Origin of the sequence: Pseudomonas sp. NPDC089743 (assembly GCF_044748785.1) — a bacterium.
Classification (GTDB): Bacteria; Pseudomonadota; Gammaproteobacteria; order Pseudomonadales; family Pseudomonadaceae; genus Aquipseudomonas; species Aquipseudomonas putida_X.
In genome coordinates, this window is sequence record NZ_JBIVGS010000008.1 from 44,510 (window position 1) to 58,465 (window position 13,956).

Annotated in this window: 10 protein-coding genes; 7 read left to right on the top strand and 3 right to left on the bottom strand. The window is 64.2% G+C overall.

The annotated features are described in order from the left end of the window. Nucleotides 1-3 precede the first annotated feature (3 nt). The 7 genes from ACIPZC_RS15750 (at nt 4) to ACIPZC_RS15780 (ending at nt 8,416) form a co-directional block, all read left to right on the top strand. Nucleotides 4-1,788, top strand: coding sequence for a GMC family oxidoreductase (locus tag ACIPZC_RS15750; protein WP_241806881.1), 1,785 nt, complete (start codon nt 4-6; stop codon nt 1,786-1,788). A gap of 11 nt (nt 1,789-1,799) precedes the next feature. Continuing rightward, a complete protein-coding gene (locus ACIPZC_RS15755) occupies nt 1,800-3,047 on the top strand; it encodes a c-type cytochrome (protein ID WP_400627951.1) in 1,248 nt (415 codons plus the stop codon). A 222-nt stretch (nt 3,048-3,269) separates the two neighbouring features. Next, nucleotides 3,270-4,292 carry a LacI family DNA-binding transcriptional regulator gene (locus tag ACIPZC_RS15760; RefSeq protein WP_400627953.1) on the top strand — a complete coding sequence of 341 codons (1,023 nt, stop codon included), beginning with the start codon at nt 3,270-3,272 and terminating at the stop codon, nt 4,290-4,292. Nucleotides 4,293-4,364: 72 nt separating this feature from the next. After that, on the top strand, nt 4,365-5,150 hold the full coding sequence (locus ACIPZC_RS15765; RefSeq protein ID WP_400627955.1) for a sugar phosphate isomerase/epimerase family protein: 786 nt from the start codon (nt 4,365-4,367) through the stop codon (nt 5,148-5,150). Beyond that, nucleotides 5,137-6,087, top strand: coding sequence for a sugar kinase (locus ACIPZC_RS15770; protein WP_400627957.1), 951 nt, complete (start codon nt 5,137-5,139; stop codon nt 6,085-6,087). The genes ACIPZC_RS15765 and ACIPZC_RS15770 overlap by 14 nt, the downstream gene beginning before the upstream one ends. A gap of 61 nt (nt 6,088-6,148) precedes the next feature. Beyond that, on the top strand, nt 6,149-7,441 hold the full coding sequence (locus ACIPZC_RS15775; RefSeq protein ID WP_400627959.1) for an MFS transporter: 1,293 nt from the start codon (nt 6,149-6,151) through the stop codon (nt 7,439-7,441). Between the two features lie 9 nt (nt 7,442-7,450). Further along, the gene (locus tag ACIPZC_RS15780) at nt 7,451-8,416 is read left to right on the top strand and encodes a 2-hydroxyacid dehydrogenase (RefSeq protein WP_400627961.1); all 966 of its coding nucleotides are present in this window, start codon (nt 7,451-7,453) and stop codon (nt 8,414-8,416) included. A 42-nt stretch (nt 8,417-8,458) separates the two neighbouring features. Here ACIPZC_RS15780 and ACIPZC_RS15785 read toward each other — a convergent pair whose 3' ends face one another. The 3 genes from ACIPZC_RS15785 to ACIPZC_RS15795 all read right to left on the bottom strand — a co-directional run bounded on the left by ACIPZC_RS15785 (nt 8,459) and on the right by ACIPZC_RS15795 (nt 13,837). After that, the gene (locus tag ACIPZC_RS15785) at nt 8,459-9,646 is read right to left on the bottom strand and encodes an MFS transporter (RefSeq protein ID WP_400627963.1); all 1,188 of its coding nucleotides are present in this window, start codon (nt 9,644-9,646) and stop codon (nt 8,459-8,461) included. An 87-nt stretch (nt 9,647-9,733) separates the two neighbouring features. Beyond that, entirely contained in the window at nt 9,734-11,107 is a 1,374-nt protein-coding gene (locus tag ACIPZC_RS15790; protein ID WP_400627965.1) for an APC family permease, read from the bottom strand. Between the two features lie 192 nt (nt 11,108-11,299). Further along, nucleotides 11,300-13,837 carry an HWE histidine kinase domain-containing protein gene (locus tag ACIPZC_RS15795; protein ID WP_400627967.1) on the bottom strand — a complete coding sequence of 846 codons (2,538 nt, stop codon included), beginning with the start codon at nt 13,835-13,837 and terminating at the stop codon, nt 11,300-11,302. Nucleotides 13,838-13,956 lie beyond the last annotated feature (119 nt).

Below are 13,956 nucleotides of genomic sequence, written 5' to 3' on the forward strand. Positions count from 1 at the left end.
GGCATGGCCAATGCAATGAAGAAGGTCGATGCGGTGATCGTCGGTTTCGGCTGGGCCGGCGCCATCATGGCCAAGGAACTCACCGAGGCCGGGCTGCAGGTGGTCGCGCTGGAGCGCGGGCCGATGCAGGACACCTACCCCGAGGGCAGCTACCCACAGGTCATCGATGAGCTGACTTACAGCGTACGCAAGAAGCTGTTCGTGGATGTCTCCAAGGAAACCGTCACCATCCGCCACAGCGTCCACGATGTCGCGCTGCCCAACCGCCAGCTCGGTGCCTTCCTGCCCGGCAAGGGCGTGGGCGGCGCAGGCTTGCACTGGTCCGGCGTGCATTTTCGTGTAGACCCGATGGAACTGCGCATGCGCAGCCACTACGAAGAGCGCTACGGCAAACGCTTCATCCCTGAAGACATGACCATCCAGGACTTTGGCGTGAGCTACGAGGAGCTCGAACCTTGCTTCGACTTCGCCGAGAAGGTCTTCGGCACCTCGGGCCAGGCCTGGACCGTGAACGGTAAGGTGGTCGGCGAAGGTAAGGGCGGCAACCCCTATGCACCGGACCGCTCAAACCCCTTCCCGCTGGTGTCGCAGAAGAACGTGGTGTCGGCGCAGCTGTTCCAGAAGGCCGCCGCCAGCCTGGGCTACAAGCCCTACAACCTGCCTTCGGCCAACACCTCGGGCCCCTACACCAACCCTTATGGCGCACAGATGGGGCCGTGCAACTTCTGCGGCTTCTGCAGCGGGTACGTCTGCTACATGTACTCCAAGGCCTCGCCCAACGTGAACATCCTGCCGGCGCTGCGCCAGGTGCCCCATTTCGAGCTGCGGGCCAACGCCCACGTGCTGCGGGTGAACCTGGACGACAGCAAGCGCAAGGCTACCGGCGTGACCTACATCGATGCCCAGGGGCGGGAAGTAGAGCAGCCGGCGGACATCGTCATCCTGGCCGCGTTCCAGTTCAACAACGTGCGCCTGATGCTGCTGTCGGGCATCGGCAAACCCTATGACCCGATCAAGAACGAAGGGGTCGTGGGGCGCAACTTCGCCTACCAGAACATGGGCACGGTGAAAGCGTTCTTCGACAAGGACACCTACACCAACAACTTCATCGGCGCCGGTGGCAACGGTGTGGCGATCGACGACTTCAACGCCGACAACTTCGACCATGGGCCGCACGGTTTCGTCGGCGGCTCGCCGATGTGGGTCAACCAGGCCGGCAGCCGGCCGATTGCCGGTGTTGCCAACCCACCTGGCACGCCCGCGTGGGGCAGTGCCTGGAAGAAGGCCACGGCCGATTACTACACCCACCAGGTGTCGATGGACGCCCACGGCGCGCACCAGTCTTACCGTGGCAACTACCTGGACCTCGACCCGACCTACCGTGACGCCTACGGCCAGCCGCTGCTGCGCATGACCTTCGACTGGCAGGAAAACGACATCAAGATGAACCAGTTCATGGTCGACAAGCTAAGCAAGATCGCCCAGGCGATGAACCCGAAAACGATCGCTGTGCTCGGCAAGAAGGTCCAGGAGCACTTCAATACCGCCAACTACCAGACCACCCACCTCAACGGCGGCGCGATCATGGGCACCGACCCCAAAACCAGTGCCCTGAACCGCTACCTGCAAAGCTGGGACGTGCACAACGTGTTCGTCCCGGGGGCTTCGGCGTTCCCCCAAGGGCTGGGTTACAACCCCACCGGCCTGGTGGCTGCACTGACTTACTGGTCGGCGCGGGCCATCCGCGAGCAGTACCTGAAAAACCCCGGCCCGCTGGTTCAGGCGTGAGGAGCGATGGCATGAAACGACTGTTGATCGCGACCCTGCTGTTGGGCACGGGCCTGGCTGCCCAGGCTGAGGAAGCCACCGATGCACTGGTGAAGAAGGGCGAGTACCTGGCCCGTGCCGGTGACTGCGTGGCCTGCCATACCGCCAAGGGCGGCAAGCCTTTTGCCGGTGGGCTGCCGATGCAAACCCCTATCGGCACCGTGTACTCCACCAACATCACCCCGGATGCCACCGGCATCGGCCAGTACAGTTTCAAAGAGTTCGACCTGGCCGTGCGCAAGGGCGTGGCCAAGGACGGCAGCACGCTGTACCCGGCCATGCCGTACCCGTCCTATGCGCGGGTCACGGACGAGGACATGCGCGCGCTGTACGCCTACTTCATGCAAGGCGTGCAACCGGTGGCGCAGCCGAACAAGGCCACCGACATCCCTTGGCCCTTGAGCATGCGTTGGCCGCTGGCGATCTGGCGGGGCATGTTCGCGCCAGAAGTGAAAGCCTGGCAAGCGCCGGCCGGCGCAGACCCCGTGGTCAGCCGCGGAGCCTACCTGGTGGAGGGCCTGGGCCATTGCGGCGCGTGCCATACCCCGCGTGCCCTGACCATGCAGGAAAAGGCCCTGAGCCCCGCCGATGGCGAGCAGTTCCTTGCCGGCAGCGCGCCGTTGGAAGGCTGGATCGCCAAGAACTTGCGCGGTGACCACAAGGATGGCCTGGGCAGCTGGAGCGAGGAGCAGTTGGTGCAGTTTCTGAAAACCGGCCGCAGTGACCGCAGTGCCGTTTTCGGCGGCATGAGCGATGTGGTCGAACACAGCATGCAGCACTTGAGCGATGGCGACCTGACGGCCATTGCCCGCTACCTCAAGACGCTGCCGGCAAGCGACCCGGACGACCAGCCGCATGTGTATGACAAGCAAGTGGCACAGGCTTTGTGGAATGGCGATGACAGCAAGCCGGGTGCGGCGGTGTACATCGACAACTGCGCCGCCTGCCACCGCACCGATGGCCAGGGCTATACCCGGGTGTTCCCGGCGCTGGCCGGCAATCCGGTGGTACAGACGGCCGATGCCACCTCGCTGATTCATGTGGTGCTCGAAGGCGGCACGGTGCCGGCGACCCATACCGCGCCGTCGAACCTCACCATGCCAGCGTTCGGCTGGCGCTTGAGCGATCAGGAAGTGGCTGAGGTAGTGAACTTCATCCGCACCAGTTGGGGTAACCAGGGCAGCGCTGTTTCGGCCAGTGATGTGAAGGCCATTCGATAGGACTGGCGCTATCCCTTTTGTGGGAGTCGGCTTGCCGGTGACCCCCGGCAAGTCATTAGCGACAGAGAGTGATTTCAGATCTGGAGATTGAATGACTCGGTGCTCCGTAAAAGGGGCTCCCCTGTAAAATCCCGACGAACGGTAGGTGACGAAAGCGCGCGGTTTTGATGTATTGAAACCGGTTTCATTCACCGTCACCGACAATAATCACAAGGGACCGAAATGACCGATCTGCCTGCCCATTCCCGTGAGCGCGTGACCATCAGCGAGGTCGCACGCGTTGCCGGCGTCTCCAAGGCCACCGTGTCGCGCTACATCGGCGGCGATCGCCAACTGCTGGCAGAAGCTACCGCCAAGCGCCTTGAAGAAGTCATCGAACGCCTGGGCTACCGGCCCAACCAGATGGCCCGCGGCCTCAAGCGTGGCCAGACGCGTTTGATCGGCATGCTGGTGGCAGACATCCTCAACCCCTATTCAGTGGCGGTGATGCACGGCGTTGAAACCGCCTGCCGCCAGCACGGCTACAGCCTCGTGGTGTGCAACACCAACCGCGACGACGAGCAAGAGCGCCATCACCTGGCGGCCCTGCAGTCTTACAACGTCGAGGGCCTGATCGTGAACACCCTCGGCCATCACCCCGGCGAACTGCTGAACCTGCAGCGTGACATGCCCATGGTCCTGGTAGACCGGCAACTGCCAGAACTGAACGTCGACCTGGTGGGGTTGGATAACGCCCACGCCATCGGCCAGGCCCTGGACCATTTGCAGGCGCGCGGCTACCGCGACATCCTGGCGGTCACCGAACCGCTGGACGGCACCAGCTCCCGGCTGGAACGCACCCAGGCATTCACCGCGTCGATCAGCCGCCGCGCCGGCATGCGCCAACAACTGGTGGAAATCGACAACGCGTTGCCCGCCCGGCTTGACGCCTTTCTCGCCAGCAAGGGCCATGGCCCGCAGGCCATCTTCACCTTCAACGGCGTTGCCACCCTGGCGGTGACCCGTGTACTGCACGACGCTGGTTGCAACCTGTTCCAGGACGTAGGCCTGATTGCGCTGGACGAACTGGACTGGTACCCGCTGGTTGGCAGCGGCATCACCGCGCTCGCCCAACCCACCCAACGCATCGGCGTGGCCGCCTTCGACTGCCTGCTCGACCGCCTGCGCGGGGAGAGCGGGGCGCCCCGGCGCCTGGACTTCGAAGCAGAGTTGATCATCCGAGGTTCCACTCAATCACGAGCCTGAAGCAACGGCCGGCAACGACGCTGGTCATTGCTGCAGCCTATAAATGAAACCGGTTTCATAAGGATAAGAACAATGCACGCGAACCCCGTTTCCATCAGCCTTTCCAGCTACGGTGCCAGCCTGGTCCGGGAGCGTGGCCAGGAGAGCTTCCTTGAAATGCTGGCCGCTGCCGGCGTGCGCTGTGTCGAACTGCGCGAAGAGCTGTTCGACGAGGCGCCGGATGCCACCGCGCTGTCGGCGGCAATCACCGCGCTGCAGTTGCAGTGCCTGTATTCCTCGCCACTGGAGCTGTGGACGCCTGAAGGGCAGCTGGACGCGCGCTTGCCCGCCAAGCTGGCGCTGGCCCGCGCACTCGGCGCTGTGGCGCTGAAGGTGTCGTTGGGGCATTACCCTGGCGCAGCCGACCTGACAGGCTTGCAAGCGCACCTGCGCCCGGGTGACCCGCTGTTGCTGGTGGAGAACGACCAGACCGTGCAGGGCGGGCGCATCGCCCCGCTGCTGCAGTTTTTCCAGCGCTGCGAGGAGCAGGGGCTGGCGCTGGGCATGACCTTCGATATCGGCAACTGGCAATGGCAGGGTGAATCCGCCGCGCAGGCAGCCCAGTCGCTTGGCCGCTGGGTGCGCTATGTGCATTGCAAGGCTGTGCAGCGCGAAGCCAGCGGGCGCCTGGTAGCCGTTGTGCCCCAGGCACGCGACCTGATGGCTTGGGAGGCACTGTTCGCCGAGTTCACCCCTGGGCTGATGCGCGCCGTGGAGTACCCGCTGGCCGGCGCTGACTTGCTGGCGTTGACCCGCGCCCAGGTCAACAACCTGGCCCGCATCGCCATGAGCGAGGAGGTGAGCCATGCCTACGCATGACGTTCTGTGTTTTGGCGAAACCATGGCCATGTTCGTTGCCGAGCAGGTCGGTGACCTGGCGGCTGTAGGGGCATTTACCAAGCGCATTGCCGGCGCCGACAGCAATGTGGCCATCGGCCTTGCCCGCCTGGGTTTTCGGGTGCGTTGGTTGAGCCGGGTGGGCAACGACTCGCTCGGCCGCTTCGTGCTCGACACCCTGCAGCAGGAAGGGCTGGACTGCAGCCACGTGGAGGTCGATGACCAGCACCCGACAGGCTTTCAGCTCAAGGGCCGTTGCGACGACGGCAGCGACCCGGCGGTGGAGTATTTTCGCCGCAACTCCGCGGCCAGCCACCTGTCGCTGGCGCAGCTCAGCCCGGCGTTGCTGCAGGCCCGCCACCTGCACGCTACCGGTATTCCACTGGCGCTATCGGCCGGCTGCAGGGCGCTGGCCCATGAGCTGGTCGAACGCATGCGCAGCGAAGGGCGCAGCATCTCCTTCGACCCCAATCTGCGCCCGTCGCTGTGGCCCGACAGCGCGAGCATGGTTCGTGAGGTCAACGCGCTGGCGGTGAAGGCGCATTGGCTGCTGCCAGGGCTGGAGGAAGGGCGCCTGCTGACCGGTTTGCAAAACCCGGCAGACATCGCTGCGTTCTACCTGGACCGTGGCGTCGAGCATGTGGTGATCAAGCTGGGCGGCGAGGGTGCCTACTACCGTAATGCCCAAGGCCAAGGGCAGGTCGCCCCTGTACCGGTGGCCAGGGTGGTGGACACCGTCGGCGCCGGCGACGCCTTTGCCGTTGGCGTGGTCAGTGGCCTGCTCGAAGGCCGCCCGCTGGCCGAGGCGGTCGCTCGCGGCAACTGGTGCGGCAGCCGCGCCGTGCAATCGCGCGGCGACATGGAAGGCTTGCCCCTGCGCCGGGAGCTGGAAGCGTACGCGTTACTCAAGAGTGCCTGAAACTTTGATCGCCGGTACGCCGGCCGGTTGCTACAAAAACAACAAGCTCAGGAGCCGCATCATGCAATCGACAAGCCTCGCCCCACGCCGTTGGTGGTACATCATCCCGATCGTCTTCGTCACTTACAGCCTGGCCTACCTCGACCGCGCCAACTACGGCTTCGCCGCCGCCTCAGGCATGGCCGATGACCTGAAAATCACCCCGGCGCTGTCGTCCCTGCTGGGGGCGCTGTTTTTCCTCGGCTACTTCTTCTTCCAGGTGCCTGGCGCCATCTACGCGCAAAAACGCAGCGTCAAAAAGCTGATTTTCGTCAGCCTGATCCTCTGGGGCAGCCTGGCGACCCTGACCGGCATGGTCAGCAACGTCTACCTGCTGATTGGCATCCGCTTCCTGCTCGGGGTGGTCGAGGCCGCGGTGATGCCGGCGATGCTGGTGTACCTGTGCCATTGGTTCACCCGCGCCGAACGCTCGCGGGCCAATACCTTCCTGATGCTGGGCAACCCGGTGACCATCCTGTGGATGTCGGTGGTCTCGGGGTACCTGATCAAGCATTTCGACTGGCGTTGGATGTTCATCATCGAGGGCCTGCCGGCGGTGCTCTGGGCGTTCATCTGGTGGCGCCTGGTGGATGATCGGCCAGCCCAGGTGGGCTGGTTGAGCGAGGCGGAAAAAGCCTCGCTCGAACAGGCCCTGGCCGCTGAGCAGCAAGGCATCAAGCCGGTGAAGAACTACCGCGAAGCGTTTCGCTCGGCGCAGGTCATCGTGCTGTCACTGCAGTACTTCTGCTGGAGCATCGGGGTGTACGGCTTCGTGCTGTGGCTGCCTTCGATCCTCAAGCAAGCAGCGAACGTCGACATCGTCGAGGCCGGCTGGCTGGCCTCGGTGCCCTACCTGGCGGCGGTGCTGGCCATGGTCGGGGTGTCGTGGGCCTCTGACAAACTGCAAAAGCGCAAGCGCTTCGTCTGGCCGCCCTTGCTGATCGCCGCGCTGGCCTTCTATGGCTCCTACGCGTTGGGCACCGAGCATTTCTGGGCGTCCTATGCATTGCTGGTGATTGCCGGGGCTTGCATGTACGCCCCCTACGGCCCGTTCTTCGCCATCGTGCCGGAGATCCTGCCCAGCAACGTGGCCGGTGGGGCCATGGCCCTGATCAACAGCATGGGCGCGCTAGGTTCGTTCGGCGGCTCGTGGCTGGTGGGCTACCTCAACGGCGCCACCGGTGGCCCTGGCGCTTCTTACCTGTTCATGTGCGGTGCGCTGCTGACAGCAGTGGCGCTCACGGCTGCACTGAAAACACCGCAAACCTCCGGCCAGGCCAAGCCCCGCGGCCAGCGCCTGGCCATGAGCCAATAGGAAACAGCCATGAAAAAGCGAATCGTCCTTTACAAGCGCCTGCCCGAGGCCCTGCTGGCGCGCCTGCAACAGCAGGTCGAGGTGACCTGGGTGGATACCACCGGCAGTGACGGCCTGGCCCGGCTGCGCGATGCCTTGCCCGGCGCCCACGGCCTGCTGGGCGCCAGTGTGCGGCTGGACAGCAGCCTGCTGGACCTGGCGCCCCAGCTTGAAGTGGTGGCCAGTGTGTCGGTCGGCGTCGACAACTACGACATTGCCGAACTCACCCGCCGTGGCGTGATGCTGACCAATACCCCTGATGTCTTGACCGAGACCACCGCCGACACCGGGTTTGCCCTGATCCTGGCTACTGCCCGACGGGTCGTGGAGCTGGCCGGCTGGGTACGTGACGGCCACTGGCAGGCCAACATTGGGCCGTCGCACTTTGGCAGTGACGTGCATGGCAAGACCTTGGGCATCGTTGGCATGGGGCGCATTGGCGAGGCCTTGGCAAGGCGTGGCGCCGCCGGGTTCGGCATGCGCGTGCTGTACCACAGTTCGCGGGCCAAACCAGAGGTGGAGGCTCGCTATGGTGCCCGCTATCGCACCCTGGACGCGCTGCTGAGCGAGGCGGACTTTGTCTGTTTGACGGTGCCTTTGAGCGCCAGCACCGAAGGCTTGATCGGTGCACGGGAGCTTTCGCTGATGAAGCCCGAGGCGATCCTGGTGAACATTGCCCGCGGACGTGTGGTGGACGAGCAGGCACTGCTAGCGGCGTTGCAGGCCAAGCGCATACGCGGCGCCGGGCTGGATGTGTTCGTGCAGGAGCCGTTGCCGGCACATTCGCCCCTGTTGCACCTGGACAATGTGGTGGCAACCCCGCATATCGGCTCGGCAACCCATGAAACCCGCGAGGCCATGGCGCGCTGTGCGGTGGAGAACCTGTTGAGCGCGTTGGCGGGGCACAGGCCGGCGAATCTGGTGAATGAGGTCTGAACGTGAGCGCCGCCGGTGCGGCGCTCACTGGAAGGCAGCCTGCTACTGGCCACCCTTCATGCGCCGCGCCACCGCGTATATCCCCAAGCCCACCAGCGCCGCAGCGGCGCCGATATAGCCGGTGCTGGTCCAGCCCAGCCCGGCACTGATGGCCATGCCGCCAAACCAAGGCCCCAAGGCATTGGCCAGGTTGAAGGCCGCATGGTTGGAAGCCGCTGCCAGGCTCGGCGCTTCGTGGGCAATGTCCATCAGGCGGATCTGCAAGGGCGCGGCCAGTGCGATCATGGTGCCGACCAGGCCGATGCCCAACAACAGTGTCCACAGCGAATGGGCAGCGAAGGTGAAGAACACCAGCACGGCGGTCGACCACACCAGGACGATGCCCACGGCGCGGAACTGCAGCCGGTCGAACAGCTTGCCGCCGGCAATGTTGCCGATGATGCCGCCAAGACCGAAAGCTGCCAGGCCAAAGGGAATCCACTGGGGCGCTACTTGAGTCACTTCCAGCATGGTCGGCGCCAGATAGCTGAACACACAGAACATGCCGGCAAAACCGATCGAGGCGATGCCCAGCGCCATCCACACCTGCGGCAGGGTGAAGGCTTTCAGTTCCTTGCGTGGGTCGCTGCGTACTTCATCGCTGCGTTGCGGCACGTAGTGCCAGACCAGGGCGATGGTGCACAGGGCGATCAGGCCCACCAGCAAAAACGCCGAGCGCCAGCCAAAGTACTGCCCCAGGAATGTCGCCACGGGGTTACCCAGCAACATGGCCAGTGTGAGGCCCATCATTACCCGGGCCACGGCGCCGGCGCGCTGGTTGCTCGGTACCATGCTCGAAGCAACCACCGCAGCGATGCCGAAGTACGCACCATGGGGCAGGCCGCTGATGAAGCGGAAGGCCACCAACCCTGCAAACGACGGGGCGAAGGCGGTGGCCAGGTTGCCGATGGCATACAGCGCCATCAACAAAAGAAGCATGTGCTTGCGCAGCAGCTTGGCACCGAGAATGGCCAGTGCCGGCGCACCTACCACCACACCCAGCGCGTAGGCGCTGATCGCATGGCCTACCTGAGGCTCGCTCAGTTGCAGGTTGGCGGCGATGTCCGGCATCAGCCCCATGATCGCGAATTCGCCGGTGCCAATGGCAAAACTGCCCAAGGCCATGGCGGCTTCCATCTTGCCGATTTCGCCTTTGGAAAGGGCGACTGGCGGTACTTCATGAACTGACATTAAGGTCCCTATTGAAACATGCTGAAACGTTCAACGCGGGATCATAGTCAATTCGTCCACTGAGCGTCGAGGATGACGGGCAGTGGATCAGTCCATCATCTGCAGCTCGGGCAGCTTCACCCGAAAGGCGCGGGTCAGCCCGAGCAAGCAGACGAAACCTGCCGCCATCCAGCACAGGCCGATGGTGAACGACATGCTCGACAGGCTGCTCCACAGCCACAGTGTGCTCAAGAAACCCAGCGCCGGCAGGGCGCCATACAGCAGGCAGTTGCGTGTGCCACGCAGCTTTTGGTCGACGAGGTAATGCTTGACCACCGCTAGGTTGACGGCCGAAAAAGCGAACAGTGCGCCGAAGCTGATCATGTTGGCGACGGTGTCCAGGGTGATGAACAGGGCGACCAGCGACAGGGTGCTGACCAGCATGATCGCCGTGGCCGGCACGCGCTTTCGCGTCGCCAGGCGGCCAAACGCCCGCGGCAATGCGCCGTCGCGGCCCATGGCGAACAGCACGCGGGACACGCTGGCCTGGGACACCATGGCCGAGGCGAAGCAGCCGGCCACGTAGGTGGCGGTAAAGCCGGTCACCAGCAGCTCGCCACCGACATGGCGCATCACATCCACCGAGGCGGAGTCCGGGTCAGCGAACGAGGCCCAGTCGGGGAAGACCATCTGGGCGCAGTACGACACCAGCAAAAACAGCAGGCCACCGATCACCGACACTGCCAGGATCGCCTGCGGGATACGCCGGGTCGGCTCGCTGGTTTCCTCGGCCATGGTCGACACCGCGTCGAAGCCCAGAAACGACAGGCACAGCACCGCAGCGCCGGTCATGATCAGCGGAACACTGAAGCCCTCGTGATGGAACGGTGCCAGCAATGACACCGGTGCGCTCTGCTCGCTGAGGTTGCGCACCGACAGCGCGACGAAAACGATGATGAACACCAGTTGCGCCACCACCAGGATCCAGTTGACCCGGGTGATCGACTCGATGCCGATCAGGTTGAGGAAGGTGACCAGGGCGATCGAGCCCAGCACCCACACCCAGGCGGGCACCGCCGGGAAGTATTCGGACATGTAGATGCCGATCAAAAGGTAGCTGAGCAAGGGCAGGAAGATGTAGTCGAGCAGCAGGGTCCAGCCGGCGATGAAACCGAAGTGGCTGCCGAAGGCCTTGCGGGTGTAGGTGTAGACCGAGCCGGAGTAGGGGTGGGCCTGGACCATGCGGCCGTAGCTGTAGGCGGTGAGCAACATGGCGGCGAGGGTCAGCAGGTAGGCGGTGGGCAGATGCCCTTTGGTCATCTGGGTGACCAGCCCGTAGGTGGTGAACACGGCCAGGGGCACCATGTAGGCGAGGCCGAACAGCACCAGTGCGGTCATGCCCATGGATTTTCTGAAGCGGCCTGAAGCGGTGGGGTGCGACGCAGAGTGGGGCGGGTGGGCTGTATTTGTTGTTGTATGCATTGCTGACTCCTGGTTCTGGATGCAGGACGCCGCAATATGCGAGCAGGCTCGATACTGTGGATGGCGTTGGATCAGGGGCAGAGCTTGAGGTGGGACGTGGGAATGCTCCCACACTCGCGGCGCACCCGAAATCACCCTTTGGGGGGAGCCTGTACAGGGGCCGCGCCATGGCTCCTGCACGCAGGTGGCGCGCTAGGCCAGCAGGTTTTCCAGGTTGTGCAGGATCGAGGCTGCGTCGTAGGGCTTGCGCACCACCGGCACATGTTTCAAATGCTCGGGGATGTTCATGCTGTCGCCGTAGCCGGTGGCGAACAGGAAGGGGATATTCAGGTTTGTCAGCGCTTCGGCCACGGCAATGGAGGTGCCGGTGCCCAGGTTGATGTCCAGCACGGCGACATCCGGGGTGTGGCTGGCAAGCAACTTCAGGGCTTCGGCTTCAGAGCTGGCGGTGAGCACTTCCTGCACCTGCGCATCGGCCAGGATCTGCTCGAGGCCAACCGCAATCACCAGCTGGTCTTCGAGTATCAGCACGCGCGCCTTGGCCAGGCTGCTGCAGTCTAGCTGTGGCTGCTGGTGGGTAACGGCCGGGGTCTCGCTGGCGAGCTCTTCGACCAGCGTCAGGTGCTTCGCCGGAATCCGGAAGAAGCCCTGCAGGCCCTCTGGCCTGTATTCAAGGGTGCTGCTGCCACCCAGGTCGAACGGGATGCTCCGTTCGATAAGAACAGAACCGAAGCCGCTGCGGGTCGGTGCCCGTACGGTTGGCCCGCCGCTCTCGCGCCAGGTGATGTCACAGGCCCCGCCCGTGTCGACCACCCAGTTGACGGCCAGCTTACCGCCCGCCCTGGACAAGGCCCCGTACTTGGCCGCATTGGTCGCCAGTTCGTGAAGCACCAGGGCCATCACCGAATAGGCGCGGGCATCGAGCAGCAGCGCGGGGCCGTTGAGCGCCAGTGCATCGGCGCTGGTGCGGTATGGCGACAGTTCGGCCTCCAGCAAGTTGCCAAAACGGCCGCCACCGTCACCGCGTACCACCTGATCATGTGCCAGGGACAATGCCTGGATCCGCCCTTTGAGCGTCGCCACATAGCCACTGAGCGTCTGGTTTTCCGAGGTGGGGTGGGCCACCAGCGCACCGATGAGCGAAAGAATGTTCTTCACCCGGTGGTTCAGTTCCTCGTTGAGCATCCGCTGGCGAACAGCCGCCCTGGAACGCTCATCGGCCAGCAGTTCGCTGTTATGCAGCGCCACCTCGACCACCGCCGCACGGATGGCTTCGCCAAACTGGCGGTCCTGCTCGGACCAGGGCAAGCAGTGGTGGTGGACTGTCTCTTTCCACACGGCGAAGCTCTTGCGGGGGGTGAGGCGGTCGCCCAGAGGGCCGCTTTCGTACGTCTTGTTGGGGTCGCCCGCCCAGCTCAGGGTTTCGACCACCTCCTTGCGAAACAGCATGAGGTAGTCACGTGGGTGCTGCGACATCGGGATGATCAGCACCCCCGCGACATCCATGGCATAGTCCTTGGCTGCAGGGTGCGCCAGCGACAGGCAGTTCGACGCCCAGGTACGGCCTTCGGCGACGCCTTCGGCAAAGCTGAGCAAGCCGGGTACCGCCTGCCTTGGCGGCGTCAGTCCGGCCACGGTCCATTGGCCTTGCAGCGACATGCCAATACCGTCGCAGGGGATCAGGCCCTGAAAGTCGGGCAAGCGCGCGCGCAGCAGTTCGTCGATGTCCGTTGTGCGGTGCGCATCGTGCAGCAGGTTGTCGAGCACCTGCCGGGCGTGGGCGGCGGCCTCCAGCGTTTGCCGGGCGTTGAGGGTCTGGATGTGCAGGGAAAAGAACTCGCCGAACATCTCAGCCGCGACCCGCTGGCCCATGCTCAGCGTGCGTGGCGCGTAATGGTGGCAGGCGATCAGCCCCCAAAGGGCACCGTCGACGATCACTGAAATGGACATGGATGCGCCCACGCCCATGTTGTTCAGGTATTCGCAGTGAATCGGCGAAACGCTGCGCAGGTGGGCATAGGAGAGGTCGAGGGGCTCGCCAGACAAATCCAGTACCGGGTCGAGCGGCACGGCCTTGAAGTTGGCGTCGGAAATGACCCTCACAGGGTTACGCAGGTACAGTGCACGGGCCTGCTGCGGAATGTCCGAGCCTGGGAAGTATTGCCCCAGGAAGCTCTCAAGCCCGCTACGCCTGGCTTCGGCCACGACCTTGCCAGCGCCGTCGGCGCCCAGCTGGTAGATCATCACGCGGTCGTAACCGAGCAGGGCGCGAACCCGCTTGGCGGTATCGGCCACGAGCCTGTCGGAGCGGTCGATCTCGCGCAATTGGGCGATGACCGTGCGCACCAGTTCGATTGGTTCGGCGATGCTTTGGCTGGCAGGCTCGAACTCAAGGATGACAGTGCCCTTGAACAGGTGGGCAGACACGTCGAATGCTTTGCCAGAGGCCAGCGCCACGCCGAACGACAGCGCTGGCCGGGAAGCTTCCCTCACACGCGCCAGTGAGTTGCGAACCGTATGGGCTGCCTCGACGCCGATGATTGTCTCCAGCCGTTGACCATTGACGCCGCCTGCCACGCCGAGCATGTGCGCGGTATTTGCCGAGTGGCGCAGGACCAGGCTGGCTGAGGCGTCGCAGGCGAGCAGACAGCCGTGTGGCTGGATGCTGCCCGGTATCTGGATCGGCTCGCGATCGCAATTGGTCAAGTTGACGTGAGGTTGCAAAGTCATGGGGTTTCCGCCGGCAGTGCTAAGACCGGCTGCCTGTGTGACCGCCGAGCATGTTCAAGCAAACGCAGTGTTCACAGTTGCATCAACTGGCGAGTCTAGCCTGCGCCTATGGCTTAGTC

Bases quoted from the DNA above. Each gene is read 5' to 3' on its own strand.
- ACIPZC_RS15750 (WP_241806881.1), top strand. From the start codon at position 4: ATGGCCAATGCAATGAAGAAGGTCGATGCGGTGATCGTCGGTTTCGGC.
- ACIPZC_RS15785 (WP_400627963.1), bottom strand. From the start codon at position 9,646: ATGTCAGTTCATGAAGTACCGCCAGTCGCCCTTTCCAAAGGCGAAATC.
- ACIPZC_RS15770 (WP_400627957.1), top strand. From the start codon at position 5,137: ATGCCTACGCATGACGTTCTGTGTTTTGGCGAAACCATGGCCATGTTC.
- ACIPZC_RS15760 (WP_400627953.1), top strand. From the start codon at position 3,270: ATGACCGATCTGCCTGCCCATTCCCGTGAGCGCGTGACCATCAGCGAG.
- ACIPZC_RS15795 (WP_400627967.1), bottom strand. From the start codon at position 13,837: ATGACTTTGCAACCTCACGTCAACTTGACCAATTGCGATCGCGAGCCG.
- ACIPZC_RS15765 (WP_400627955.1), top strand. From the start codon at position 4,365: ATGCACGCGAACCCCGTTTCCATCAGCCTTTCCAGCTACGGTGCCAGC.
- ACIPZC_RS15755 (WP_400627951.1), top strand. From the start codon at position 1,800: ATGAAACGACTGTTGATCGCGACCCTGCTGTTGGGCACGGGCCTGGCT.
- ACIPZC_RS15780 (WP_400627961.1), top strand. From the start codon at position 7,451: ATGAAAAAGCGAATCGTCCTTTACAAGCGCCTGCCCGAGGCCCTGCTG.
- ACIPZC_RS15775 (WP_400627959.1), top strand. From the start codon at position 6,149: ATGCAATCGACAAGCCTCGCCCCACGCCGTTGGTGGTACATCATCCCG.
- ACIPZC_RS15790 (WP_400627965.1), bottom strand. From the start codon at position 11,107: ATGCATACAACAACAAATACAGCCCACCCGCCCCACTCTGCGTCGCAC.